Origin of the sequence: Nocardia sp. CDC160 (genome assembly GCF_035818795.1) — a bacterium.
Taxonomy (GTDB): domain Bacteria; phylum Actinomycetota; class Actinomycetes; order Mycobacteriales; family Mycobacteriaceae; genus Nocardia.
This window is the reverse complement of record NZ_JAYKYT010000001.1, coordinates 985017-1010943: the sequence shown is the minus strand read 5'-3', so window position 1 is coordinate 1010943 and position 25927 is coordinate 985017. Positions and strand designations below refer to the sequence as shown.

Annotated in this window: 24 protein-coding genes and 1 tRNA gene; 12 read left to right on the top strand and 13 right to left on the bottom strand. The window is 67.2% G+C overall.

From position 1 onward, the window contains the following. Window positions 1-49: 49 nt before the first annotated feature. Genes VMT40_RS04515 through VMT40_RS04490 form a run of 6 tightly spaced genes read right to left on the bottom strand, consistent with a single transcriptional unit; the run spans window position 50 to window position 5919 of the window. Entirely contained in the window at window positions 50-910 is an 861-nt protein-coding gene (locus VMT40_RS04515) for an LLM class F420-dependent oxidoreductase (RefSeq protein ID WP_326356675.1), read from the bottom strand. A gap of 15 nt (window positions 911-925) precedes the next feature. Beyond that, window positions 926-2398 carry an FAD-dependent oxidoreductase gene (locus VMT40_RS04510; protein WP_326356674.1) on the bottom strand — a complete coding sequence of 491 codons (1473 nt, stop codon included), beginning with the start codon at window positions 2396-2398 and terminating at the stop codon, window positions 926-928. Window positions 2399-2427: 29 nt separating this feature from the next. Further along, the gene (locus VMT40_RS04505; protein ID WP_326356673.1) at window positions 2428-2808 is read right to left on the bottom strand and encodes a carboxymuconolactone decarboxylase family protein; all 381 of its coding nucleotides are present in this window, start codon (window positions 2806-2808) and stop codon (window positions 2428-2430) included. After that, window positions 2805-3689 (bottom strand): NAD(P)-dependent oxidoreductase, encoded by an 885-nt coding sequence (locus tag VMT40_RS04500; RefSeq protein WP_326356672.1) that lies wholly within the window; start codon window positions 3687-3689, stop codon window positions 2805-2807. Before VMT40_RS04500 ends, VMT40_RS04505 begins: the two co-directional genes overlap by 4 nt. After that, window positions 3686-4438 carry an SDR family oxidoreductase gene (locus VMT40_RS04495; protein WP_326356671.1) on the bottom strand — a complete coding sequence of 251 codons (753 nt, stop codon included), beginning with the start codon at window positions 4436-4438 and terminating at the stop codon, window positions 3686-3688. The genes VMT40_RS04500 and VMT40_RS04495 overlap by 4 nt, the downstream gene beginning before the upstream one ends. An 11-nt stretch (window positions 4439-4449) precedes the next feature. After that, window positions 4450-5919, bottom strand: a complete 1470-nt coding sequence (locus VMT40_RS04490) for an aldehyde dehydrogenase (RefSeq protein WP_326356670.1) — start codon at window positions 5917-5919, stop codon at window positions 4450-4452. A gap of 232 nt (window positions 5920-6151) precedes the next feature. Between VMT40_RS04490 and VMT40_RS04485 the strand changes: the two genes are divergently transcribed. The 9 genes from VMT40_RS04485 (at window position 6152) to VMT40_RS04445 (ending at window position 15281) form a co-directional block, all read left to right on the top strand. After that, window positions 6152-7357, top strand: coding sequence for a cytochrome P450 (locus tag VMT40_RS04485; protein WP_326356669.1), 1206 nt, complete (start codon window positions 6152-6154; stop codon window positions 7355-7357). Next, window positions 7358-8140, top strand: a complete 783-nt coding sequence (locus VMT40_RS04480; RefSeq protein WP_326356668.1) for an SDR family oxidoreductase — start codon at window positions 7358-7360, stop codon at window positions 8138-8140. Then, the gene (locus tag VMT40_RS04475; protein ID WP_326356667.1) at window positions 8140-8343 is read left to right on the top strand and encodes a ferredoxin; all 204 of its coding nucleotides are present in this window, start codon (window positions 8140-8142) and stop codon (window positions 8341-8343) included. Before VMT40_RS04480 ends, VMT40_RS04475 begins: the two co-directional genes overlap by 1 nt. A 30-nt stretch (window positions 8344-8373) precedes the next feature. After that, window positions 8374-8922: a nuclear transport factor 2 family protein gene (locus VMT40_RS04470; protein ID WP_326356666.1), complete on the top strand. Its 549-nt coding sequence runs from the start codon at window positions 8374-8376 to the stop codon at window positions 8920-8922. Then, a complete protein-coding gene (locus tag VMT40_RS04465) occupies window positions 8916-10172 on the top strand; it encodes a hypothetical protein (RefSeq protein WP_326356665.1) in 1257 nt (418 codons plus the stop codon). Before VMT40_RS04470 ends, VMT40_RS04465 begins: the two co-directional genes overlap by 7 nt. A 24-nt stretch (window positions 10173-10196) precedes the next feature. Continuing rightward, the gene (locus VMT40_RS04460) at window positions 10197-11825 is read left to right on the top strand and encodes an acyl-CoA synthetase (protein ID WP_326356664.1); all 1629 of its coding nucleotides are present in this window, start codon (window positions 10197-10199) and stop codon (window positions 11823-11825) included. A 58-nt stretch (window positions 11826-11883) separates the two neighbouring features. Next, window positions 11884-12594, top strand: a complete 711-nt coding sequence (locus tag VMT40_RS04455) for an acetoacetate decarboxylase family protein (RefSeq protein WP_326356663.1) — start codon at window positions 11884-11886, stop codon at window positions 12592-12594. Then, complete coding sequence (locus VMT40_RS04450) at window positions 12591-13361, top strand: SDR family NAD(P)-dependent oxidoreductase (RefSeq protein WP_326356662.1); 771 nt, start codon at window positions 12591-12593, stop codon at window positions 13359-13361. The genes VMT40_RS04455 and VMT40_RS04450 overlap by 4 nt, the downstream gene beginning before the upstream one ends. A gap of 108 nt (window positions 13362-13469) precedes the next feature. After that, a complete protein-coding gene (locus tag VMT40_RS04445) occupies window positions 13470-15281 on the top strand; it encodes an ABC transporter ATP-binding protein (protein WP_326356661.1) in 1812 nt (603 codons plus the stop codon). 6 nt (window positions 15282-15287) lie between these two features. On the opposite strand, the gene VMT40_RS04440 is transcribed toward VMT40_RS04445, so the two are convergent. Beyond that, entirely contained in the window at window positions 15288-16109 is an 822-nt protein-coding gene (locus VMT40_RS04440) for a crotonase/enoyl-CoA hydratase family protein (RefSeq protein WP_326356660.1), read from the bottom strand. A gap of 134 nt (window positions 16110-16243) precedes the next feature. On the opposite strand from VMT40_RS04440, the gene VMT40_RS04435 reads away from it, so the two are divergent. Next, on the top strand, window positions 16244-17833 hold the full coding sequence (locus VMT40_RS04435) for a succinic semialdehyde dehydrogenase (RefSeq protein ID WP_326356659.1): 1590 nt from the start codon (window positions 16244-16246) through the stop codon (window positions 17831-17833). 6 nt (window positions 17834-17839) lie between these two features. Here the strand turns inward: VMT40_RS04435 and VMT40_RS04430 are convergent, their stop codons facing one another. After that, window positions 17840-18448: a YbhB/YbcL family Raf kinase inhibitor-like protein gene (locus VMT40_RS04430; RefSeq protein ID WP_326356658.1), complete on the bottom strand. Its 609-nt coding sequence runs from the start codon at window positions 18446-18448 to the stop codon at window positions 17840-17842. Between the two features lie 119 nt (window positions 18449-18567). Here VMT40_RS04430 and VMT40_RS04425 point away from each other — a divergent pair, with 119 nt between their 5' ends. Continuing rightward, complete coding sequence (locus VMT40_RS04425) at window positions 18568-19425, top strand: helix-turn-helix transcriptional regulator (protein WP_326356657.1); 858 nt, start codon at window positions 18568-18570, stop codon at window positions 19423-19425. Window positions 19426-19496: 71 nt separating this feature from the next. Here VMT40_RS04425 and VMT40_RS04420 read toward each other — a convergent pair. From VMT40_RS04420 to VMT40_RS04405, 4 genes are all read right to left on the bottom strand, one after another. Further along, a tRNA-Pro gene (locus VMT40_RS04420) sits at window positions 19497-19570 on the bottom strand. Between the two features lie 65 nt (window positions 19571-19635). After that, window positions 19636-20625, bottom strand: coding sequence for a hypothetical protein (locus VMT40_RS04415; protein ID WP_326356656.1), 990 nt, complete (start codon window positions 20623-20625; stop codon window positions 19636-19638). A gap of 37 nt (window positions 20626-20662) precedes the next feature. Further along, entirely contained in the window at window positions 20663-21676 is a 1014-nt protein-coding gene (locus VMT40_RS04410; protein WP_326356655.1) for a hypothetical protein, read from the bottom strand. 52 nt (window positions 21677-21728) lie between these two features. Continuing rightward, window positions 21729-22691 carry a metallophosphoesterase gene (locus tag VMT40_RS04405; protein WP_326310045.1) on the bottom strand — a complete coding sequence of 321 codons (963 nt, stop codon included), beginning with the start codon at window positions 22689-22691 and terminating at the stop codon, window positions 21729-21731. An 83-nt stretch (window positions 22692-22774) separates the two neighbouring features. On the opposite strand from VMT40_RS04405, the gene VMT40_RS04400 reads away from it, so the two are divergent. Beyond that, entirely contained in the window at window positions 22775-23239 is a 465-nt protein-coding gene (locus tag VMT40_RS04400; protein ID WP_326356654.1) for a GatB/YqeY domain-containing protein, read from the top strand. Between the two features lie 72 nt (window positions 23240-23311). Here VMT40_RS04400 and VMT40_RS04395 read toward each other — a convergent pair whose 3' ends face one another. After that, the gene (locus tag VMT40_RS04395) at window positions 23312-25675 is read right to left on the bottom strand and encodes a penicillin-binding protein (protein ID WP_326356653.1); all 2364 of its coding nucleotides are present in this window, start codon (window positions 25673-25675) and stop codon (window positions 23312-23314) included. Between the last annotated feature and the right edge of the window lie 252 nt (window positions 25676-25927).

The window sequence follows — 25927 nt, the reverse complement described above, 5'->3', positions numbered from 1 at the left end:
TTGGGAGCCGTAACTCACGTTCCGGCCCACGGACTGCACGGATCACCTTTTAGGGATTAGAAAGACCCAAAGGAGATAGCTTTCCGGCCAAACGGTCTAGGTAGGCGAGGACTTCTGATTCCGGTTTGTCTGGGAGGCCGTAGAGGACGTCGGTTACGCCTGCGGCTGACCAGGATTCGAGTTGTTCGGCGTTCGGTTTGTAGGCCAGTGCTACGACGCGCGGAGCTCCTGATCGGCCCGCCTCTTCCCAGTGCTTCATGAGCAGAGAGGTCGAGGCGGAGACGTCGGATTCGTAAGGAGTAGTGATCCAGCCGTCGCCCGAGCGGGCAATCCACTTGAACGTCTTCTCGGTGCCGCCCGCGCCGATCAGCAGGGGGATGTGGGACTGGACCGGTTTCGGCCAAGCCCAGCTCGGCCCGAACTTGACGAAATCGCCTGCGTAAGAGGCTTCTTCCTCAGTCCAAAGGGCCCGCATGGCCTCGATGTATTCCCGGAGAACCGTGCGCCGCTTGTTGCCGGGCACACCGTGGTCGGTGAGCTCGTCGGTGTTCCAACCGAACCCGGCCCCAAGCGTGACGCGTCCCCCGGACAGGTGGTCAAGGGTCGCGATCGTCTTGGCCAGGGTGATGCAGTCGCTCTCGGTGGGAAGCGCTACCGCTGTGGACAATTCGATCCGCGAGGTGACCGCAGCGGCCGTGCCCAAAGCCACCCACGGGTCCAACGTCCGCATGTAGCGATCGTCGGGAAGACTCGAGTCGCCCGTCTGCGGATGCGCCGCTTCGCGTTTGACCGGAATGTGCGTGTGCTCGGGCACGAAGAAGGAGTCGAAACCGCGTTCCTCGGCGGCCTTGGCGGCGGCCGCTGGCGTGATGCCGCGGTCGCTGGTGAAGAGGACGATACCGAATCGCATGGGGGAAAGGTCCTTTCAGAGCTGCTTGGCAGCGGCGACACCGGCGCGACGGCCGTAGAAGCTGCCATCGCCGAGGGAACAGCCGGAGGCGTAACCCCCGGCGCAGATGCCGGAGGTGACTCGCCCGGCGGCGTAGAGGCCGGGGATGGGTTCGCCGGAGACGTGCAGGACCCGCGAGTCCAGGTCGGTGCGCAGGCCGCCGAGGGTGAAACCGCCGGTGTAGCCGCGCAGGTCGTACGCGCCGAGGGGAGTGCGAATGGGCTTGACCCACTCGGTCTTCTTGCCCAGGAAGGGGTCCTCGCCCTTCTCGGCGTGATGGTTGTAGAGGTCGATGGTGGACTGCAGGGTGTTCTCGGGCAGCCCCATCTCGCTCTCCAACTCGGCGACCGTCTCGGCCACCCAGGTGGGCGCGGTGCGCAGGAACGACAGGGAGGACTGGGTTTCCATGGCCTCCTCCAGCGCGATCTCGTCGATCACCAGGTAGGCCTGATTGTCCTGGTTCTGGAGGACCGCCTGGCCCATGCGACCGGCATACGTGTCCTCGGTGATGAAGCGTTGGCCGCGGCCGTTGACCAGGATGCCGCGGGCTACCAACTGCGGGTCCACCACCAAGGCGACCTCGGTGGCGTCCATGTGCGCGAGGTCCGCGCCCAGCGCCTGCGCCACCTGGATGCCGATGCCGTCGTGTTCCTCGACGGTGGCGGTGGGGCGGCCGGAGATCTTGGGCGCGAAGCGTTCCACCATGGCGTGGTTGTAGGCGAAGCTGCCGGTGGCCAGGACGACGCCGCGGTCGGCGCGCACGTGGACGGGCTTGCCGTAGCGGGTGGCGGCCACGCCGACCACGCGGCCGGACTCGTCGGTGATGAGGCGTCGCATGCGGACGTCGTATTCGTGGCGGACTCCCAGTTCGTCCGCCTTCTGGGCGAGCGGCTCCATGAGCATGTAGCCGCCGCCCTTCTCGCCCAGCTTCTTGTCCTTGGTCCAGGCCAGATGGCCGCGGGGAGCTGGCGGGACGAGGTCCTTGAAGGGGGCGGCGTTCTCGCCGCCGGAGTACATGAGTCCCTGGTCGGCGGGCGGCTCGTAGCCGGGCTCGCCCCAGAATTCCTCCTTGAACGGGACACCCTGGGCGACCAGCCAATTGAAGTGGTCGACGCTGCCCTGGCAGTAGTCGTGGATCTTGGCTTTGTCCACGCCGGGGCCGAGGGCCGCGGTCAGGAACTTCTCCATGTTCTCCGCGGTGTCCTCGAATCCCAGCTTCCGCTGGAGCGCGGTGCCGCCGCCGAGGTAGATGAATCCGCCGGACATGGCGGCCGCACCGCCCCAGCCGCCGGTGCGTTCCAGCACCAGGACGTCGGCCCCGGAGCGGGCCGCCTCGATGGCCGCGCACACCCCGGCGATGCCGAAGCCCACGACCACCACATCGGCCTCGTGGTCCCAGGTCTCGACCTCGCTCGCGGCGAGCGGCCGGACGGTAGGCGATTCCGCCATATCTCTGAATTCCTCACTGCGGGTTGGGATTACTTCTTCTTGTCCTTGGCGAGCGTCTTGCGAATGACCCCGTCGAGCTTGGTGGCGGCGGGCCAGCCCACGTAGTGGGCCAGGAAGACCGCGATCTCGCGCAGCTGGTCGGCATCGAGTTCGCCATTGCGCAGGGCCGCGCCGACCTGGATCTCGGCGATTTCCGAATGGCCCTGTGCGGTAATGGCTCCGAGCAGCAACAGCCGCCGATCGCGCATCGACAGATCACCGGGTCGGTTCCAGATATCGGCGAAGAGGTGGTCGACGGTGACCTCGTAGAAGGGGTCGCCGTTCAGGTTCGGGAGATCGAAGCCATAGACCTCCGACATCGTCTTCAGTCCGCGCTGCCTCGTCTCGGACGGCAGCTGTTCGTCGGTCATGAGTTCTCCTTCGCGATCGGGCCGGGTCCCACGCCGAGTCCGGTGCCCAGGTCGTGCAATGCCCGTTGTGCCAGGGGTAGATCCACATCCAGTCGGCTGGCCAGGTCGAGGGCCAGCGCGAGATCCTTTTCGCCGAGGTCGCGGACGTGGCCGAGGATGGGGAACCAGAAATCGTCGGCGGCGACCGGTGCGGTGGTCTTGCGGAGCATGATCGCGCCGGGGCCGCCCGTGTGTGAGTCGGAGTGGCGGACCACCTTGCCGAGGGCGGCGATGTCCAGGCCCGCCGCCTCGGCCAGGCGCTGAGCCTCGGACGCGGCGGTGAAGGCGACGAAGTGGAGGAGGTTGCGCGCCAGCTTCATTCGAGTTCCCGCGCCGACCTCACCGGCGTGGATGACGAGTGAGCCGAAGCGGGAGAACGGTTCGCGGACGGTTTCGAAGGCGACGGCGCTGCCGCCGACCATGATCGCCAGTGCGCCCTTTTGCGCGGCGGGTGCACCGCCGCTGATCGGAGCGTCCACGAATTCGACGCCCTGCGAGGCGCATTCGGCGGCCAGCTCGACGGCGGTGGTGTCGGAAATGGTCGAGTGGACGGCGATGACGGTGCCGGGTTTGGCGGTCATCAGTAGTCCGTCCGGCCCGGTGACGACCGAGCGGACCTGCTCGTCGTCGAGGACCGCGATGGAGATGACGCCGCAGCGTTCGGCCAGTTCGGCGGGGGAGTTCGCGATCGCGGCCCCTGCATCGGTGAACGGCTGCACCGCGTCCGGGCGCATGTCGCAGACGACCAGCCCGCCCGGCCAATCGGCCAGGCGTTGGGCCATCGGCGCACCCATATTGCCGAGCCCGATGAAACCTACTGAGAATTCCGAAGTTTCGCTCATGGCCGGAAAACCTGCCCGCCATCGACATTCAAAACCTGGCCGGTCACCCACGCGGCATCGTCGGACAGCAGGTACAGGCACGCCCCGACCATGTCCTCGGTGGTACCCAGCCGCTTCAACGCCATCTGGTTCACCAGTTGATCCACGAACTGCTCCGGCACGATGCTGCGGGTGGCCTCGGTATCGGTCGGACCCGGCGCGATGGCGTTGACACGAATCTTGGAGTGGCCCAGCTCGTGCGCCAATTGCTGTGTCAGGCTATTGATTCCGGCCTTGGCCAGACCGTAGAAGCCGGAGTAGGTCCACGCGGCGGTGGAGGACTGGTTGACGATCGATCCGCCACCCGCCTTCGCCATATGCTTGTACACCGCGCGGGTCATGTTCAGCGCGCCATCGAGATTCACGGCCATGAACTTCTTGTAGTAATCCCACGGCACGGTCAGCAGAATGTCGAGCTTCATATCGCCGTAGATGGCGGCATTGTTGACCAGGTGGTGGATGCCGCCGAAATTGGCGACGGTGAAATCGGCGACGGCCTTGGCCGAGGCCGGGTCGGCCACGTCGACCTGTGCGAAGACCGCGGTCCCGCCGTCGGCGGTGATCTGCTTGGCGACTGACTCGCCCAGCTCGCTATTGAGGTCGGCGACAACGACTTTCGCGCCCTCGGCGGCCAGGGCCCGGGCGTAGGCCGCGCCGATGCCGCGGGCCGCGCCGGTGACGATGATCGACCTGTCGGTGAAACGGCTCATGTCAGTGCTCCTCAGCAGCCGGTCGCGATGAGTTTGGTCTCGGTGTATTCCTCGAAGCCGAGGACGCCCATTTCCCGGCCCAGGCCGGACTGCTTGTAGCCGCCGAAGGGCGCGTCGGCCGAATACCAGACGCCGCCGTTCACGCTGAGCGTTCCGGTGCGGACGCCTTCGACGACCGTGCGCACGCGCTCGGGATCGCGACCCCAGACCGATCCGGACAGGCCGTAGGGCGAGTCATTGGCGATACGAACGGCATCGGCGTCGCCGTCATGGGGGATGACGGTGAGGACGGGGCCGAAGATCTCCTCCTGGGCGACGCGGGAGCTGTTGGGCAGGCCGGTGATCAACGTCGGTTCGATGAACCAGCCGGGCCCGTCGAGCCGGTTGCCGCCGGTGACGATGGTGCCGCCCTCGGCGCGGGCGATATCGAGGTAGCGTTCGATGCGGGCCAGCTGACGCTCGGAAATGACGGGGCCGCAGACGGTTCCGGGCTTGGCGGGATTACCGGGCTTGATGTTGGCCAAGGTCCGCGCTGCCGCTTCGACCGCCTGATCGTGAAGTCCGCGCGGCACCAGCAGCCGCGTGCTGATCGCGCAGCCCTGCCCGGCATGCACGCAGACCCCGAAAGCCGCGTAGCTTGCCGCCGCCGTGATATCCGCGTCGTCCAGCACAATGAATGCGGACTTGCCGCCGAGTTCCAGGAAGACTTTCTTCAACGACGCCGCCGCCGCGGCCATAACCGTCTTGCCGGTCGCCGTTGACCCGGTAAACGAGATCATGTCCACCCGCGGATCGGTGACCAGCTGTGCGCCCAGCCCATGATCGTCCGAGGTGACGATATTGACGACACCGGCCGGAATATCGGTCTCCTCGGCAATGATTCGGCCCACCGCCGCCGCGACCCAGGGGGTGTCGGGCGCGGGTTTGAGCACCACCGTGGTGCCCGCCGCCAGTGCGGGACCCAGCTTGGCGAAGTTGATCTGATGCGGGAAGTTCCAGGGCGTGATCGCCCCGACGACGCCGATGGGTTCGCGGCGCAGCGTGCGCGCACTCTTGATACCCATCGGCGAGGCAATGCCGAGATCGGTTTCCCACTCGTAGTTTTCGGCCAGGTCCGCGAAGTAACCGAGATCGGTGATCGGGCCTTCCAACTGCGGCCCGCTGGTCAGCATGCGCGGTGCGCCGACCTCGGCGATGGTGATTTCGCGCAGGTCCTCGAGGTGATCGCGCAGCGCGTCGCGGAGTTGCCGGAGGCTGGTCGCGCGAAAACCCGGATCGCGCGACCAGTCCGTGGTGTCGAATGCCGTGCGGGCCGCGGCGATGGCCGCGTCCATATCGGCGGCGTCGGCATTGGCGGCGTGGCCGAGGGGTGCCCCGGTGGCCGGGTCGACGGTGGTGAACACACCGCCGCCGCCGGGCGTCAGTTTGCCGCCGATCAGCAACTGCGAACCGCCGTCGGGGACGAGATCGCTCGGGCTCATAGGTAGCTCCCATGCTGTCCGGACACGTGTACGGACTATAGGTTCGTGGCTCGGAGACGCGCAAGAACCTGTTTCAGTTTGCGTCCCCGTCGCCAATTCGGATTCGGGATTCCGTTGTCAGGTGATCCCGTCGCTAGTACCGTACAGACACATGTCCAGCTATGTGTCTCCGTTGCTGGAAAACGTTCATCAGAGCAGATGAACGCGTTATCGAATACGAGGTGCAGACACAATGACCGCAGCCTCCGTCGAGCCGCTGCTGTTCGACCCCTACGACTACCGCGTGCACGAGGACCCGTATCCCGTGTATCAGCGGCTGCGCACCGAGGCCCCGCTGTACCACCATCCGGAGCTCGACTTCTGGGCCCTGTCGCGGCACGTCGACGTGGCCGCCGGATTCCGCGACAATGTGCGGCTCTCCAGCGCCAACGGGGTCTCCCTGGATCCCGCCGCCTGGGGGCCGCACGCGTGGCGCACCATGTCGTTCCTGGCCATGGACGACCCGGGGCACCTGCGGCTGCGGAAACTGGTCTATCAGGGCTTCACCTCGCGCCGAGTCACCGAGATGAGCGAGCGGATTCGGGCCATCACATTGCGCTATCTCGAACCGGCGCTGGCCGCTGGCGATTTCGACTGGATCGACGCGGTCGCCGGACAGGTCCCCATGGACGTCATCTCCGAGCTGCTGGGCGTGCCGGAATCCGATCGCGCCGAATTGCGCAGGCTCGCGGATCTTTTGGTGCATCGCGAGGAGGGTGTGCTGGATGTGCCCGTCGCGGCCATGGAAGCGGCGTTGCAGTTGGCGGGCTATTACAACGACATGCTCGCGGCCCGTAAGCAGCGGCGCACGGACGATCTGACCTCGGCCCTGCTGGATGCCGAGGCGGACGGCGACCGGCTCGCCGACGAGGAGATCCTCGGGTTCATGTTCTTGATGGTGGTCGCCGGGAACGAGACCACGACCAAACTGCTTGGGAATGCGTTGTATTGGGCGAGCCGCAATCCGGAGCAGTACGCGAAGGTGGCGGCGAATCCGGAACTGGTGCCGGACTGGGTGGAGGAGACGCTGCGTTATGACGCGTCGAGTCAGATCCTGGCCCGGACCGCCGCCGAGGATCTCGAGTACTACGGACGGACGATCCCGCAGGGGTCGAAGGTGTTGCTGCTGGTCGGGTCCGCCAATCGCGATACCGATGTCTTCCATGATCCGGACCGCTATGACATCGAGCGGCCCGATAAGGGTGGGTTGATCAGTTTCGGCCGCGGCGTGCACTTCTGCCTCGGCGCACATCTGGCGCGGCTGGAGGCGTCGATCGTGTTGCGGGAGTTCGCTACTCGCGTGCGGGCGTACGGGATCGGCGACTCCGGGATTCAGCGTGTGCATTCGGTGAACGTGCGCGGGTTCGCGCATCTGCCCGTCGGCGTGGAGGTTCGATAGATGGCTCGCTTCGCACCACATCCCGACCGTCGCCCGGCGATTGTCGCGGGGGCGTCGTCCGGCATTGGCGCGGCGACGGCGGAAGCCCTTGCCGCGCTGGGGCATCCGGTGGCGCTGGGGGCGCGTCGGGTGGAGATCTGCGAGACGCTCGCCGAGACGATTCGGGCCGAGGGCGGTGAGGCCTTTGCCGGACGGCTGGACGTGGCCGACACCGGCTCGGTGAACGAATTCGTCAGCGCCGCCGAGGAATCCTTGGGCCCCACCGAGATCGTCGTGTCCGGTGCCGGTGACCTGGAGTTCGGCAGGGGCTGGGAGATGGATCCCGACCTGTTCGAATCACAGGTTCGCGTGCACCTGGTCGGTGCTCAGCGCCTGGCACACCGAGTCCTGCCGGGCATGATCGAGCGCCAACGCGGCGACTTCGTCATCATCGGCTCCGACTGCGCGGTCCGGGCCCGGCCCGGCGCGGGGGCCTACAACGCCGCCAAGACCGGCGTCGAGGCCTTCGCCACCCAGCTGCGAATGGAGTTGGAGGGCACCGGGGTTCGTTCCTCGATCGTGCGGCCCGGGCAAACGCTGACCGGCATGGGCATGCAGGCCACGCCCGAGGTGGTGGGGCCGCTGTTGGAGAACTGGGTGAAGTGGGGATTCGCGCGGCACGCGCACTTCCTGCGGCCCGCCGATCTCGCCGCAGCGGTGACCGCGGTCGTCTCCACGCCGCGTGGGTCGCACCTCGTGCTGGTCGAGGTGCAGCCCGAAGCACCGTTGACAGGAGATGCCTGATGCGACTCGTCGTCGATCTAGATCTTTGCCAGGGCCACGCCGTCTGCCAGGACGAGGCCCCGCAACTCTTCGAGGTGCCGAAACAGGGGCAGGTGCGGATTCTGCGCGCCGATCCCGGCACCGATCTCGAGGCGGCGCGCGCCGCCGTCCGCTACTGCCCCACCCAGGCGTTGTCGCTGGTCGACGACGACGCCGATTCGTGAAAAACGCCTACTCCTCGACAGGAGGCCGAAATGGCCTGGTCCCGCGACGAACTCGACGAGATGATCCGCCGCTGGGTGGACGAGAACAAGCAGTGTGAGGCCGCAGGGGATTGGAAGCCCCTGGAGCACTTCTACACCGAGGACGCCACCTACGGCTGGAACTACGGGCCGCAGCAGGAGTTCATGGCCGTCGGACGCGATGAGATCCGGGAGATCGCGCTCGGCCAGGAAATGTTCGGACTGGAGGGCTGGACGTATCCGTACCAGGAATTCGTGGTGGACGAGCGCAGCGGCTCGGTCATCGGATTCTGGAAGCAGGTCAACGAGCAGCGACGGCCCGACGGGCGGCCGTACTCACCGGAGGGCATCGGTGGCAGCTGGTTTCGCTACGCCGGTGGCTTCCAGTGGAGCTGGCAGCGTGACTTCTTCGACTTCGGCAATGTGACAGCGCTTTTCGTGGAGATGATCTCGAACGACGCGCTATCGTCCGGAATGCGCAAGCGCATGGAGCGGGCCATGTCGGGCCAACCGCTGCCCGGCTGGTACCCGATCGGAAAGGGGCCGGTGCCCCTGTGGTGAACAGCAGATACGAATCACTGACCAGATCCGAACTGGCCCTTCTGGTTCCGGAACTGCTGCTGTGCGGGCACCTGATCGACCGGTCGGGGATGGCGCATGTGCTCGGCGCGCTCGGACGGGAAGGGATGACGGCGGTCGCCATCGACGAATGGCGGCTGGCCAGCCCGGTGTACACGCGGCGAATCCGCAAGGCGCTCAACATCACCGGGGATGGCGTGGACGCCATCTTCAAGTGCTTTCAGCTGGATATCGGCGCGCCGCCGCAGTTCATGGACTTTCGGTATCGGGTGATCGATCACGATCACGGGGAGTTCCATTTGGACCACTGCGGCGCGCTGGCCGATGTGGAGCCGATGGGGACGGAGTTCGTGGTGGCCATGTGCCACGACATCGAGGATCCGACCTTCGATGCGACGGCCTTGGCGACCAATCCGTTCGCGCAGGTGCGGCCGGTGCACCGGCCGCCGCGTGAGCCCGCCGATCGGAAGCCGGTGTGCGCGTGGACCGTCACCATCGATCCGGCAAACGAGCCGCCCGAGCCGCATCCGGACGCACAGGTGGTGGCCGGATCCGAGGCGGCCGGGGTGGTGTTGTCGCCCATCGATCCGGAGGATCCGGGGCAGCGGGACTATTCGGGGCCCCTGCTCAGCGATCTTCGGTTCGAGGACTTTTCCCGCTCGGCGCTCGTGCGCATCGCCGACGAGGTGAGTTTGCAGCACCACCTGCTCACCCTGGGTTACCGCAACGCGGTCGAATCGCGGACGAAACCCGAAGCGGCCCTGGATATTCTGCGGAAGCAGTTCACCGGCATCGCCGGGCTCACCGCGGAACGCATTCGCGCAGCGCTGGGACTCGGGGAGGATTTCGCGGCGCTGGCGAAGGTGCTTCGCGTGCATCCGGCGTTCAATCCGGCCGCCTATGTCGATATCGATGTGACCAGTGAAACCGCCGGTGGCGAACGCTCGGTGGAGCTGCGGATCGGGCGCGGCTGCGGTGCCGTCGACGACGGCGCGTGGGCGTCCCTGCTCGAACCCGAGCACCTCGAGCCGCTCGACGCGCTGGTGCGCGGGGTCAACCCGCGCTTCTACTGCCGGGTCCGCGCCGTCGACGACTGTGCCCTGACCATCGAAATACGCTGTGCGGACCTGCCTTTCCGCACCGCCGACGAGGTCGCCATCACCCGGTTCAGCTCCGGGGCGGGCTTCACCTTCGCCGATCGGGGCGCACCGCTGCCGCTCACCGTCCTGTAGTCGAGACAACCTGGAGTAACGGCCATGGCGTGCAACTTCGCCGACCTCTACGAACACTGCGCCGACACCGTGCCGGACCGGACGGCCGTCATCGAGGGCGGGCGGCGGCTCACCTTCGCCGAACTCGACGCCCGTGCCAACCGGCTGGCCCATCACCTCGCGGCGGCCGGGGCCGGGCCGGGGACGCATATCGGTTTCCACATGCACAACAGCATCGAGTCACTGGAAACGCTGTTGGGCTGCTACAAGATTCGGGCCGTGCCGGTCAATATCAACTATCGATACCGGGCCGAGGAACTGCGCTACGTCTACGACAACGCGGATCTGGAGATGACGGTGCACCACCGGTGCTACGCACCGTTGGTCGAGGAGATTCGGCCGCAGCTGCCCAAGCTGCGGCATGCGCTGGTGGTCGAGGACGACCGCTCCGCCTCCCCGCGCTTGGGTGGCGACGGGTTGGCCAGCGGTTCGGTTCCGTACGAGCAGGTCCTCGAAAGTGGCTCGCCCGAGCGGGATTTCGGTCCGCGTAGCGCCGACGATCACTTCATCATGTACACCGGCGGCACCACCGGCCTGCCCAAGGGCGTGATCTGGCGGCAGGAGGACATGTGGCGGGTGCTGGGCGGCGGCATCGATTTCTATACCGGTGAACCCGTCGCCGACGAGTACCAGCAGTCCCGCACGGCCGCCGAGAACGCCTGGCCCATGACCTGGTTCGTGCTGCCGCCGCTGATTCACGCGGCCGCCATGATGCCCACCTTCACCGCCCTGTGGTCGGGCAACGCCGTGCTGTTCCAGCCGCGCTTCGATCCGGACGAGGTCTGGCGGGTGGTGGCGCGGGAGCGGCCCCAGGTGCTGGTCGTCACCGGTGACGCCATCGCCCGCCCGCTCGTGGACTCCTATCGCGCCCACCCGGTGGACGCGTCGTCGCTGGTCTCCATCGGCTCGGGCGCCGCCCAGCTCACCCAGCCGGTGAAGAACGCGCTGCTGGAACTGTTCCCGAGCACGCTGGTCACCGAATCCATCGGCTCCTCCGAAACCGGTTTCGGCGGTATCGGATTCGCGCAGAAGGACGACGATCCGGCGCGGGCGCCACGGGTCACCACCGGGCGCGGGGCCCTGGTGGTCGATGACGCCGGACATCCGGTCGCGCCGGGTGGCGAGGGCTGGGTGGCCAAGACCGGCAATATTCCGTTGGGCTACTACAAGGATCCGGTGAAGACCGACAAGCTGTTCCGGACCGTGGACGGCGTGCGAATGGTCATTACCGACGACCGCGCGCGGGTGGAATCCGACGGGTCGGTCACGCTGATCGGGCGCGGCAATATGGTCATCAACACCGGCGGTGAGAAGGTCTTTCCCGAAGAGGTCGACGCGGTTCTGAAGGCACATCCCGAGGTGTACGACGCCGTGGTCATCGGGGTGCCGCACGAGCGATGGGGTCAGCAGGTCGCGGCGGTGGTGTCGGCGGCCGGGAACGCGATCGACTTCGACGCGCTGACCGAGCACGTGCGGACCCATCTGGCCGGATACAAACTGCCGCGTCGAATCTGGGTGGCAGCGGCCGTGTCCCGTACGCCCAGCGGCAAGCCCGACTATCGATGGGCCAAGTCCTATGCCGCGTCCCGGGAACCCGATCACGAGACCCGGTGAGTGGGAAAACTCGATGAAACCAACCGCCAACCCCAGTGAAACCTGTTCTAATTTCGACATGGTGGAGGCGCATTCCATACTCGGCGAACAGGTCCGCATGCCGGTGGAGATCCGCCACGCGGACGCCTGCTCGGCGCTGTTCCTGGCCGATACCGCGGCGGCCCGCGCGCTGCTGGCCGACGCCGGGCTCGAACCCGTGACGGTGCTCGGGAAGGCCGTGCTGTCACTGGCTTTCGTGCGCTACGTCGACGGCGATCTCGGGCCGTATCACGAGTTCGCCTTCTCGCTCATGGCCAAGCAGCACGGGCGTAAGAACAGCACCGGGGCCTACATTCACTGGCTGCCGGTAAATCAGAGCTTCACTTGTGAAGCGGGGCAGTCGATCTGGGGTTTCCCGAAGCTGATGGCCGATATCGACATCACGCCCGACGGTCACGGTCATCGCTGCGCGGTGCGGATCGACAACGAGCTGGTCATCGAGCTGCGGGTCGCCGACGGCTTCCCGATGCCGGGCGGGGCCGGTGGCGCGTCCATCGACGCCTACACCTGGCGCGACGGCATCCTGCGCCGCACACCGTGGGTCATGAATCCCGGTGCGGTGCGCGGACGGCCCGGCGGCACCCGGGTGCGGCTCGGCACCCATCCCGTCTCCGACCAGTTGCGCGCCCTCGGCCTGCCCAGGGGTGCGCTCTTCTCCAGCCGAATCGGCGCGCTCCGCATGACCTTCGAGGACGCCGCCACGGTCCTGCAAACCCGGGAGGCCCGATGAACCGGACAGCACTCGTCACCGGCGCGGCCAGCGGCATGGGTCGCATTGTCGCGCAACGCCTCGCGGCCGCGGGCTGGCACGTGGCGGCCGTCGACCTGAACGGTGACGGCCTCGCCGACACCGCGCGGCGGTCACCGAACACGCACACCTACACCTGCGACGTCTCCGATCCCGCGCAGGTCCGGGCGGTCGTGGACAAGGTGCGCTCGGAACGGGGGACCATCGATCGGCTCGTGCACGCCGCGGGCATGTGCCACGCGCACGCCTCGGTGCTGGATCAGGATGTGGCCCAGATCCGAAAGATGATGGACGTCAACTACATCGGCACCGTGAACCTCTGCCAGGCGGTCATTCCCGCCATGAAGCAGGCCGACGCCGGGACCGTCGTCTTGTTCGCCTCGCTGGCGGGCTGGCTGCCCTCGCCGGGCCTGACCGGCTACACGGCTTCCAAGCACGCGGTGATCGGATTCGCCGACAGCCTCTCCTACGAACTGCATGACACCGGGGTGCGGCTGCTGGTGCTGTGTCCGCCCATGGTGGAGACGCCGTTCCTGGACGCGGTGCGCGCCGAGAACGCCAGCGTGCTCGGCGGCACCGGCGGGGCGAGTCCGGAGAGCATTATCGACGCGCTGGAGAAGGCGCTGGCGAAGCCGAAGACGCCGCTGTATGTGTTCCCGGGGCAGGCGCGGCCCGCGTATTACATGCGACGGTTCCTGCCCGGCGTGGCCCGGGCCATCATCCGGCGCTCGATCCATCCGACCGAGTAAGTCACGCAACCCAGCTACCACCCCGCGATAATTCAGTGGCGTGAACCCTCCCGACCAGGCACTCTGGGCTGTCTGCACTGCTCGAAGTACTGATTCGAGAGGGGATGGATGAGTTCGCGCACATCCGCTGTGATGCTGGTTCTGCGCTATTACGGCCGGGAAATGAACCGGCGCAAGACGATCACGGCCCTGGGCATGCTGGGACCGGCGCTCGGCAACACCTGTCAGCTCTACATCGCGCCGCTGCTGGTGGCGCTGGTGGTCGGCAAGGTCGCCGCCACGGGTGACTCCTCGTTCGGCGCGCTCGCGCCGTACGTGTTGGCCTTCGCGGGCGTCCTGCTGCTGTCGGAGGTGTTCTGGCGCATCGGGATTCACTTCCTGAACCGGCTCGACGCCTACGGCATCGAGGGCCTCTACACCATCGCCATGGACGAGCTGCTGGCCAAGGACGCGGCGTTCTTCCACAATAATTTCGCGGGTTCGCTCACCAAGCGGTCGCTGAGCTTCGCGACCCGGTTCGAGGAGTTCGCCGATACCTTCGCCTTCGAAATCGTCTCCGCGCTGGTGCCCCTGACCTTCGCCTCGGTGGTGCTGTGGCGCTACGACCCGATGCTGGTCGTGACCCTGTTGGGGCTGATCGCGCTGTGCGGTCTGGTGGTCGCGCCGCTCATTCGGCGGCGCCAGCACCTGGTCGACGAGCGCGAGGCCGCGGTCGCGCTGGTCTCCGGGCACGTCTCCGACAGCCTGTCGAACATGCAGGCGGTGCGGGCCTTCGCGGCCGAACCGCAGGAGGCGGCCGAACACCGGCGGCGGGTGGTCGGGCAGCGGCGCAAGACGCTGCGGTCGTGGGACTACAACAACCTGTACATCGACACGGCGGTCATGCCGCTCATGGTGATCGTGAATGTGCTGGGGCTGCTCATCGCGCTGGGCATCGACGGCGGGCACGCGTCGGTCGAGGTGATCATCGTGGCGTTCACCTACTACTGGAACGCCACGGGAATCATGTTCCGGTTCAACCAGATCTACCGGCGGCTGGAAAGCTCGGTCACCGAGGCGGCCCAGTTCACCGAACTGCTGCTGGAATCGCCGACCGTGCTGGATCCGGTGGATCCGGAACCGTTGCGGCCCAATGGCTCCGGGATTCGGTTCGAGCGGGTGGACTTCGCGCACGCGGGTGCGCCGCCGCTGTTCCGCGGCCTGGACCTGGATGTGCCCAGCGGCTCGCGGATCGGCCTGGTCGGGCGTTCCGGCGGCGGCAAGAGCACCATCACCCAGCTGCTGCTGCGCATGATGGATATCGACGGCGGGGTGATTCGCATTGGCGGGCAGGATATCTCGCGGCTGAAGCAGAGTGATCTGCGCAGCATGCTGGCCTATGTGCCGCAGGATCCCGCGATGTTCCACCGGACCTTGATCGAGAACATTCGGTTCGCCCGGCCGGACGCCACCGATGCCGAGGTGCGCCGGGCCGCCAAGGCCGCGCACGTCACCGAATTCGCCGACGGACTGCCCGACGGCATGGACACGCTCATCGGTGAGCGCGGCGTGAAACTGTCCGGCGGACAACGACAGCGGGTCGCGCTCGCGCGCGCCATCCTGCGCGACGCCCCGATCCTGCTGCTGGACGAGGCCACCAGCGCCCTCGACTCCGAGAGCGAAATCCTGGTCCAGCAGGCGCTCTGGGAGTTGATGGAAGGGCGCACGGCGCTGGTGGTCGCGCACCGGCTGAGCACGGTCGCCGATATGGACCGGCTGATCGTGCTCGATCGCGGGCGGATCGTCGAGCAGGGCAGCCACGAGGAGTTGCTGCGCGCCGAGGGCATGTACGCGCAGCTGTGGCGGCATCAGTCGGGCGGATTCCTGGGAGAGGACAAGGGGGTGTGGGGGCCCAGCCCCCAAACGTCCTCTCTTCGCTGAAAGGCCTTACTTCCCTTGGAAGTTCGGCTTGCGCTTCTCGGCGAAGGCGCGAGGGCCTTCCTTCGCGTCTTCGCTGCGGAAGACCGGCAGTCCGACCTTGGCGTCGATCTGGAACGCCTCTTCCTCGTGCATCCCCTCGGTGTCGCGAATGACCTTCAGGATAGCCTGCACGGCCAGCGGGCCGTTGTTGTTGATCAACTCGGCGATCTCGAGGGCCTTGTCCAGCGCGGTCCCGTCCGGCACCACATGCCCGATGAGCCCGAAGTTCAGCGCCTCGGCCGCCGTGATGTGCCGACCGGTCAACAGCAACTCGGCCGCGACGGTGTACGGGATCTGCCGCGGCAGCCGCACCGCCGAGCCGCCCATCGGGAACAGGCTCCACTTCGCCTCGGACACACCGAATTTCGCGCTCTCACCGGCGATGCGAATATCGGTGCCCTGCAGGATCTCGGTGCCGCCCGCGATGGCCGCGCCCTCGACCGCGGCAATGAGCGGCTTGGTCAGGCGGCGGCCCTTGAGCAGGCCGGGCATGCGCGCGGGGTCGAAGGCCGAACCCTCGGCCATGCCGTCACTCGGATTCCGCTTGCTCATCGCCTTCAGGTCCGCGCCCGCGCAGAACGCGCCGCCCGCACCGGTGAGGATGCACGAGCGGATCTCCGGATCGTTGTCGACGGTGTCCCACGCCTCGGTCATGATGGCCAGCATCTCGCCGGTCAGGGCGTTCTTGGACTTGGGCCGGTTCATGGTGACGATCAGCGTCGCGCCGCGCTTCTCGACCAGAGCGTGCGGTTCGGTATTGCTAGTCGTCTCAGCAGTCGCTGCGGTCATCGCCGACCCTTCTTTCCACTTTCCGGGCTGATTCCGGCACGAAACTACCCCGTGCCGTTGTCCTGAACAATAACGTGTTCTAGTTTGGATCATGGTGACCGCCGTCACGGGCGGCAAGTAGTGGAGAGAGTCCCATGAGCACAAAGAGCAAGGCGAAGCTTCCGCCGCGCGTCACGGAATCCCTCATCGATCGGCTCACCGCGATGGTGACCGCGGGCCAGGCCGGGGAGGCTCGCGAGCCCTTCGAAATGGTCGAGGTCTACACCGGCGATGTCGTCGGCTACCTGCCGCAGTCCTCGCCCGAGGATGTGGTGGCCGCCGCCGAGATGGCGCGGGCCGCGCAAAAGGAATGGGCCGCACGGCCGCTCAAGGACCGGCTCGCGGTGTTCGAGCGGGCGCACGAACTGATTCTCTCCGAGATCGAGACCATCGCGGACCTGATTCAGATCGGCTGCGGCAAGGCCCGGCGCATGGCCATCGAAGAGGCCTGCGACACCCCGATGGTCATCGCGCACTACCTCAAGACCGCCGAGAAGACGCTGAAGCCGAAGAAGCGCTCCGGCCCGATGCCGGTCATCACCTCCTCCACCGAGGAGCATCGGCCCAAGGGCGTGGTCGCGGTCATCGCGCCGTGGAACTTCCCCTTCGCCATCTCCATGTCCGACTCCACCCCGGCGCTCATCGCGGGCAATGGCGTGATCATGAAGCCGGACAACAAGACCGCGCTGTGCACGCTCTACGGCATCGAACTGCTGCACAAGGCGGGTATGCCGCGCGGACTGGTCCAGGTCGTGTGCGGCGGCGGTCCCGATGTCGGCCCGACCCTCATCGACAATGTCGACTTCGTCATGTTCACCGGCTCCACCGCCACCGGCCGCACCATCGGCGAACAGGCCGGGCGCAATCTCATCGGCTGCAGTCTCGAACTCGGCGGCAAGAATCCGATGATCGTGCTCGACGACGTCAACCTCGACGAGGCCATCCCGTCGGCCATCTTCGCCGTCTTCGGCAATACCGGCCAGGCCTGTATGCACATCGAGCGCATCTACGTGCACGAGCGCATCTACGACGAGTACCTGCGCCGATTCGTCGCCGCCGCAGAGGAACTCGGGAAGAAGATGGGCGCGAGCTACGACTTCGAGCCCGAGATGGGCTCGCTGGTCTCGGTGGACCACATGAAGCGCGTCGCCTCCCATGTCGACGAGGCCCGCGAGAAGGGCGCGACCGTCGTCACCGGTGGCAATCCGCGCCCCGATATCGGCCCGGCCTTCTTCGAGCCCACCGTGCTCACCGGCGTCACCAAGGACATGGCCCACGCCACCATGGAGACCTTCGGGCCCGTGGTCAGCATCTACAAGTACGCCACCGTCGACGAGGCCGTCGCCCTCGCCAACGACACCGCCTACGGGCTCAATGCCAGCGTCTGGACCGGAAACATCGACCGCGCAACGGCTTTGGCCGAGCGCCTGGAGGCCGGAGCCATCAATATCAACGACGGCTTCGTCACCAGCTACGCCGCCAAGGGCACCCCGTCGGGCGGCGTCAAGCAGTCCGGCGTCGGCACCCGCCACGGCGCGGCCGGGCTGCTCAAGTACACCGACACCATCAATGTCGGCGTGCAGAAGAAGCAGATCATGGCCGCGCGGGCGTCCATGCCCTACGAGAAGCAGCTCAAGTCGACCCTGGTCACACTGCGGCTGATGCGCCGCCTGCACCTGGGCTGAGCGGGGTCAGCGTCGCGCGGTCAGGGTCAGCCGCGCGACGCCGATGATGTGCGAACCCATCGAGAACGAAGCGACCGTGGGCATGGTGGTGGCGGGCAGGTCCAGGCTCGGGGTGTCCAGGGCCAGGACCGAGATCTGGTAGGTGTGCGGCTGGTCTCCGGCGGGCGGGCATGGGCCCAGGTAGCCGGGGACACCGGCATCGTTGGTGCCCGCCACGCCGGTCGTGCCCGCGGTGAAATCCGTTGCGGTGGCGGGGATGTCCCAGTTCACCCAGTGCCAGAAGCCCGCGCCGGTCGGGGCGTCCGGATCGAACATGGTGACGGCGAAGCTCTTCGCGGCCGCGGGGGCGCCGGACCATTGCAGATGCGGGGCTCGATTGGCGGCGGTGCAGCCGAAGCTGCCCGCGTAGAAGTCGGCGGGGAAGGTTGTGGTGGCGTCGGGGGTGGTCACGGTGAACGCGGCGGCATTGGCCGGGACGACCGGACGGACCTGGACCGAGGTCGAGGTCGGGGTCGTCGTCGTGGTGGCCGAGTCCTTGTCGCTGGTGCAGCCCGCGATACCCGCCAGCGCCGCCACGGCCAAGGTCGTGGAAACAATGCGTGCGGTGCGGTTCATGGCCGTCCTCCTCGGTATTTCGAATGGCAGGACCAGAATCCCGCGATTCGGAACGGGCAGGGAGATTGTCCGCACCCTGGTATTCCGCGTACCACCCGGCGCGGCCCTAGGCTGGCCTGGTGGACGGTACGGGATCCGGTAGGGAGCTGGGCGCTTTCCTGCGCGCGATGCGAGAGCGGTTGTTGCCGCAGGACGCCGGACTGCCGAGCGTCGGCACGCGGCGCACGCCCGGATTGCGGCGGCAGGAGGTCGCCCAGCTGGCCGCGGTCAGCATCGACTGGTACATCCGGCTCGAGCAGGGCCGGGTCGGCACGCCGGGGGCCGCGATCCTCGACGCGCTCGCGGACGCGCTGCGGCTCACCGACGCCGAGCGCGCGCACCTGCACCTCATCGCCCGCGGCGCACAGCCGCCCAGCCGCCGGACCGGCGAGCCCCCGGCCTCGCTGCGCGCCATCCTCGACGGCATGCCCTCGCTCCCGGCCTATCTGAGCGATTTCCGGCTGGATGTGCTGGCCCGCAATACCGCCGCGGCGGCCCTGTTCGGCCCCGGCTTCGAGCCCGGCGTCAATGCCGCCCGCCTGACCCTGCTGGACCCGGGCACCCGGGCCACCCAACTCGACTGGGAGCGGATCGCCCGCGAAACCGTCGGCAATCTGCGCCGCAACTCCGCACGCCACCCCGACGATGCCCGACTACGCGCGGTGATCGCCGAATTACGCACGGAGAGCCCGAAATTCGCGACCTGGTGGGACGACCACACGGTCCAGGACCGCAGCCACGGCAGCAAGCGAATCCGGCATCCCCAGGCCGGTGACCTGACCGTCTGCTACGACAACCTCACCAGCCCCGACGGCGCGGACCACAGCCTCACCGTCCTCACCCCCGCCGACGAGACCTCGGCCGCCGTCCTGCGCACCATCCTCACCGACCACGCGAATCGCCTGGGCGGCACCCGACTTCGCCCGGTCGCAGGCTGACCGACCCCGCACAACACAAAACCCCCGACTCTCGAAAGAGCCGGGGGCCGAGTTGTGTCTCAACCACACAGTCGGGGTGACAGGATTTGAACCTGCGACCTCTTCGTCCCGAACGAAGCGCGCTACCAAGCTGCGCCACACCCCGTGAGGCGAACCTGGAGTAGCTTAGCGCACGGTCGTGCCAGACGTTAAATCGGCTGGTCAGGTGGTCTAAAGCAGGCGGAAAGTGGCGAACAGTTTACGCGCGAAATCGGCGGTGACCGAGCGATCCACGCCCGTGTCGGCGACGAGTGTCAAGACCAGTGAGCCCTTGCCCGCGGTGCCCACGCTGAGGGCGAAGGTGTAGACGGAGAAGGTGGTGGCGCAGCCCGCGGGGGCGGTGAAGGTGCCGCTGGTCTCGAGGAAGATGCCGTGCAGGCTGTCGGTGGTGGCGAAGGGCTGCGGGGTGCCGCCGGTGACCGAGGTCTTGGTGGAGTAGCCGATGCGCGCGGCGCGGGTGCCCACATCGGAGGCCGCCGCGGTCGCGTCGTCGATGTCCGAGGAGGTCAGAAACATGGTGGTGCGCACATTGTTCGGGCAGTACTCCTCGCCCTCCTGCGCGTAGCCCACGGCCGGGATGCTGTCCTCGCTGGTGCCGAAGGTGCTGATGGATTGATCGATGCTCCAGTCCTTCGGAATGTCCCACGCGGCCGTCAGGTCCTTGGGCACGTCGACCTGATAGCCGGGGATCTGGGGCGGCACCGTGGAGGTCGCGGGCGCGGTGGTGCGCGGTGCCGACGTGGTCGCCCGGCTGGTCGACGCGGGTGCCGAAGTGCTGGCGGGCGCGGCGGAATTGCCGGAATCGCGCACCACCACCACGATCGCGACGACCACGGCGATGACCACGACCAGCGCGCCCACCCCGACGAGCAACCACAGGCGACCACGACCGCCGGGCGGTGGTGGCGGTGTCGGATAGCCGCCGGTTGGGTTGGGCGGGAACATGTTCGGCCCGGTGGTATACGGATTCTGCACCGGCGGAATGGGATTCGGGGCCGATTGATACGGCGTGTAGGGGTTGGGGCTCGTATATGGATATGTCGGTTGCGGCGGAGTGTTGGGTGGCGTGGTGTATCCCCGGCCGGGCAGGCCCTGCCACCAATCACCGCTGGACGTGGTCTTCTCCGGATCGATGTCCCGATCGTCGTTGCCACTGCTCATCGTCGGACCCCCTGTCTGACGAGTTGTCTTGTCGCCCTTATTGAATCGGGCGGATGCTGGCGAGAATCTTCTTCGCGAGGGTCGCGTCCACCGCCTGGTCCACCCCGGTGTCGGCGGCAATGGTGAACACGAACGCGCCATTGTCGCCCGGGAAGGCGAAGGTGTAGACGGAGTAGGTCGAGGCGCAGCCCGCCGTGGTGGTCGGGGCATTGCCCTTGGTCTCCAGGAAGATGCCCTGCAACTGCCCGTCGGAGGACTGGAACGACTCCGGCGCGCCGGGTGTCGCGCCGGTCGAGGCGGACCAGCCGATGCGGCCCAGGCGGGTTCCGATATCGGCGGCCGCCTTGGCCGGATCCGACTCGTCGGACTGGGTCAGAAAGACATTGGTGCGCACATTCTGCGGGCAGTAGTCGACGCCGTCCTGCGCCAGCCCGGCCACCGGAATCGTGTCCGTGCCGCTGCCGAAGGTGGTCTGCCCGCTGCGATCCACCTGCCAGTTCCGCGGAATGTCATAGGCCGCACCGTTGTCCGGGATCGTCACCACCTGATAGCCGGGGATGACGGCGGTGGGTGTGGAGGTCGGCTTCGGGCCGGTCGTCCTGGTGGTCGTGGGCTTCGACGCGCTGGGCTTGGCCGTGGTCGAGGTGAGGGCGCTGATCAGCGAGGGCGTGGTGCTCGACTTCGCCGAGGTGTCTTGGGAATTCCGGTTCACCAGCACGACCGCCACGACCGCGGCGATGATCACCACGATCAGTCCGGCGAGGGCTACGAAAAGCCAGGTGGGGCGCTTGCCGCCGGGCGGCGGAGGATAGGGCGGCTGGCCGCCGTAGCCGGGCGGCGGGCCGCCGAACGCCTGGGTCGGCGGATACTGCTGGCCGTACGGTCCGCCGGGAACGGGTGTCGTAGGCGGTTGCTGCTGCCACGTCGGATTCGGTTGCGGGGCAGGCGGATACGGCTGCTGCCAGGTCGGCTCCTGGGCGGGCGCGCCCTGCCACCAATTCGGATCGGGTTGCCGACCCGGCTCGTTGCTGTGGTCGTTTCCACTGGTCACGGTTGCCCCCTGACTGAAAACTACATACCGCGCTGTATATCGCGGCGGGCGCTCACCGCGCGACAGCCTCCGACGCGGTACGGCCGCGACCCGACTCGGCGATCGGCTTCTTCGGCGGCGCGCCGACCAGCGTCAGCAGCGTGGCCTCTGGACGGCAGCAGAACCGGTACGGCGCCCACGGCGAGGTGCCCAGCCCGGCCGACACGTGCAGCCGGGTGTGCGCGCCCCATCGCGAGGGACCCTTCACCCGCGCCCGGTCGATACCGCAGTTGGTCACCAGCGCGCCGAAGCCCGGCACGCACAGCTGCCCGCCGTGCGTGTGGCCCGCCATGACCAGGTCGTAGCCGTCGGCCGCGAACCGGTCCAGCACGCGCGGCTCCGGCGAGTGGGTCAGTCCGATGCTCAAGTCCGCCAAGGGATTCGGCGCACCCGCCACAGTGTCGTAGCGGTCCCGCTTCAGGTGCGGATCGTCCACGCCCGCGGTCGAGATCTTCACCCCGGCGACCTCGAGATCGCGGCGCACGTGCGTCAGGTCCAGCCAGCCCCGCTCGGTGAACGCGGCCCGCAGATCCTGCCAGGGCAGCGGATCGCCGTAGACGCGCTTGTGGTCCTTCTTGAAGTACTTGAGCGGGTTCTTGGGCACCGGCGCGAAGTAATCGTTCGAGCCGAAGACGAAAATGCCGGGGCGCGCGAGCAATCCGCCCAGCGACTGCACCACGGCGGGCACCGACTTCTGATGCGAGAGGTTGTCCCCGGTGTTCACCACCAGGTCCGGCTCCAGCCGGTCCAGCTCGCGCAGCCAGGCCTGCTTGAGCTGCTGGCCGGGCATCATGTGCAGGTCGCTGATGTGCAACACCCGTAGGGACGGCTTGCCCGGTTCGAGCACCGGTAGCGTCGCTTCCCGCAGCGTGAAGGCATTGCGCTCGATGAGCGTGGCGTATCCGATTCCGGCGACCGCGACCCCGGCGGCTCCGAGTGCGGCACGGCTGAGGGTGGAGGTCGAGAAGACGGGCATTTGCCCAGAATAGGCGACCCGGCGGAGAAACATCGAGTCAAATGAGCTGGACCACGATAGAAGTCCCTCGTACCGTGTCGCTCATGTCGGAACTCAAAACCAAGCTTCGATCGGATATGACCGCCGCGATGAAGAGCAAGGACGCGCTGCGCCTGGGCACCCTGCGCATGCTGCTGTCCGCGATCCAGAACGCCGAGGTCGCCGGACCCGAGGCGCGGGAGCTTTCCGATACCGAGGTCATCGCCGTCCTGCAGAAGGAGGCGAAGAAGCGCAATGAGGCCGCCGTCGTCTACGAGCAGGCCGGGCGTGGCGAGCTGGCCGCCAACGAGCGCGCCGAAGAGCAGATCATCGACGAGTACCTGCCCACCCAGCTGACCGACGCCGAGGTGGGCGATATCGCCGACACCGCCATCGCCGACATCGCCGAGCAACTCGGTGAGCGGCCGGGGATGAAGCAGATGGGCCAGGTCATGAAGGCCGCGACCGCGCTGGCGGCCGGGCGCGCCGACGGGTCCCGGATCTCGGCGGCCGTGAAGGCCCGGCTGTGAAGGCTCGGCTCTGAAGGTTCCATGGATACGAAAGACCCGGAGTGATCGAATCACTCCGGGTCTTTTCTTTGCCTACCGCGGGATCGGTATGGGAATCGGGATCGGCGGCAGTGCCGGGATGGTGATGCTCGGCAATCCCGGTGCCGCGGGCGGTGCGTTCGGCGCGGGCGCGGGGACCTGACTGCCGTCGCTGACGTAGAGCGTGATCACCGAGCCCGGAATGGCGGACCCATTGGGCGAGACGTTCATGACCGTCCCCTTGGCCGCGCCCGGCTGGGTCGTCACCGACACCTGGAAGCCCGCCGCCACCAGCGTCGAGGTGGCCTCGGCCTGGTTCATGCCGATCACGTCCGGAATCTGCGAATTGTTCGATCCGCGAACGTATTTGTCGTCGGTGGGCGGCAGCACCGCGGGCGGGAACCGGTCCAGCACGTTCTTCATCGCGCTCAGATACGTCTTGGCCGGTTCGTTACCGCCGTACAGGTTTCCGCTGCCGCAGCTGCGCAGCGGGAACGAGCAGATCTCGCCCGGCGTCGGGCTGTCGCCGTAGATGTAGGCGGCCCCGGCGAAGGAGTTGGTGAACGCCAGGAAGGCCGAGGACCGGTGGCTCTCGGTGGTTCCCGTCTTTGCGGAGGTCGGGATGTTCCAGCCCACCGAGTGCGCCGACGCGGCCGCGGTACCGCTCACCACGTCCTGCCCCAGCGCTACCGCGAGGGTGTTGGCCAGACCCGGATCCACCACCTGCTCACACGCCTGCTGGGTCAGCGGCACCGACTTGCCACTGCGGTCCACCACCTCCTTGATGGGGGTGGGCGGGCACCACTTGCCGCTGGAGGCCAGCGTGGCGGCCACATTCGACAGCTCGAGCGGATTGATCGCGACCGGGCCCAGCGTGAACGAGCCCAGATTCTGGTCCTTGATCATGTCGGCCAGGCTCTGGTTGCCGTGGCCGGAAGTGCCGGGCTGGGTGTAGGAGCGCATGCCCAGGCGCACGGCCATGTCCACGGTCGGGGACACGCCCACGGCCTGAATCAGCTTGACGAAGGCCGTGTTCGGCGAGGTCGCCAGCGCCTCGGTCACCGACATGGAGCCCTTGTAGTTGCCCGCGTTCTTCACGCAGTAGGTCTCCGGCGGGCAGCCCGGCGTGCCGGAGTTACCCATGCCCTTGGCCTGGAAGTTGGCGGGCACGTCGAGGGTGGCGTTGATGCCCAGGCCCTTCTCCATGGCCGCGGCCGTGGTGAAGATCTTGAAGATCGAGCCCGCGCCGTCACCGACCATCGAATACGGCTGCGGCTGTACGGTTTGATGCGCGTTCGCGTCGAGGCCGTAGACGCGGCTCGAGCCCATGGCCAGCAGCGGATGGGAATCCTGGCCGGGGGCCACGATATTCATGACCTCGGCGATATCGTCCAGATTCGGATTGGTGTTGGCCGCCAGCGAATCGCGCACCTGGTCCTGGACCGCCGGGTCCAGGGTGGTGCGAATCAGGTAGCCGCCCTTCTCGATCTGATCGCGGCTGATGCCCGCGTTGTTCAGGTATTGCAGCGCGTAATCGCAGAAGAAGCCGCGGTCGTTGGCGGCGATGCAGCCGCGCGGCAGGCTCTTGGGCTCGGGCAGCACGCCCAGCGCCGTCTCCTTGGCCTTGCGGTACTCGTCGGCGCGGTTGGGCACGTTCTGGATCAGGGTGTCCAGCACGGTGTTCCGGCGCTCCAGCACGCCCTGTGGGTTGGTGTACGGGTTCAGCTTGGAGCTGGACTGCACCATGCCCGCCAGCATCGCCGACTGTGGGACGTTGAGGTCCTTGGCGTCCACGCCGAAGTAGGTCTGCGCGGCGTCCTGAATGCCGTAGGAGCCGTTGCCGAACGGCACCAGGTTCAGATACCGGGTGAGGATCTCGTCCTTGGTGAGCCGCTTGTCCAGCGTCAGCGCCATGCGGATCTCGCGGATCTTGCGCGCGGGGGTGGTCTCGGTGGCGGCGCGGCGTTCGGCGTCGGTCTTGGCGACCACGAGCAGCAGGTAGTTCTTCACGTACTGCTGGTCGATGGTCGAACCACCCTGGGACACCTGGCCACCCGAGGTATTGGTCAGGAAGGCGCGGAAGGTGCCCTGCCAGTCCACCCCGTGGTGATCGGCGAAGCGCTTGTCCTCCACCGAGACCAGGGACAGCTTCATGTCATTGGAGATCTTGTCGCTCGGGACCTCGAACCGGCGCTGCTCGTACAGCCACGCGAACGGAGTTCCGTTCGCGTCCACCATGGTCGAGACCGCGGGCACGGTGCCCTCGACCAGCTCGGCGGAGACATTGTCGACGGCGTCGGCGGCGCGGTTCGAGATGAACCCGAAGCCACCGGCGAGCGGGAACAGCAGCCCGGCGAGCAGGACGGCGGCCAGGACGCAGCTACCGGCCAGTCTCCAGAGCGTTCGTGTGATGGGCACGGGCCCTAGCCTAATTGGCCTTTCGGGCGCTCGGTGTTCGCCCGCCGGGGTGTCCATTCGTCCTAAATGGGACGGACTGCCCGGTTCCATGCAACGAATGCGTGGACGGACGTACCAGAAAATCTCGGGACGGTCTTGCGCAGGCCATGCACCTTTACCTAGATTGAGAACCCAGTGTGATAGAGCTAACACTCAAAGTGGAATGTGGTGCAGAACGCAGTGGGGTTGGGTAACTGCGCGCTGCACTCGCGA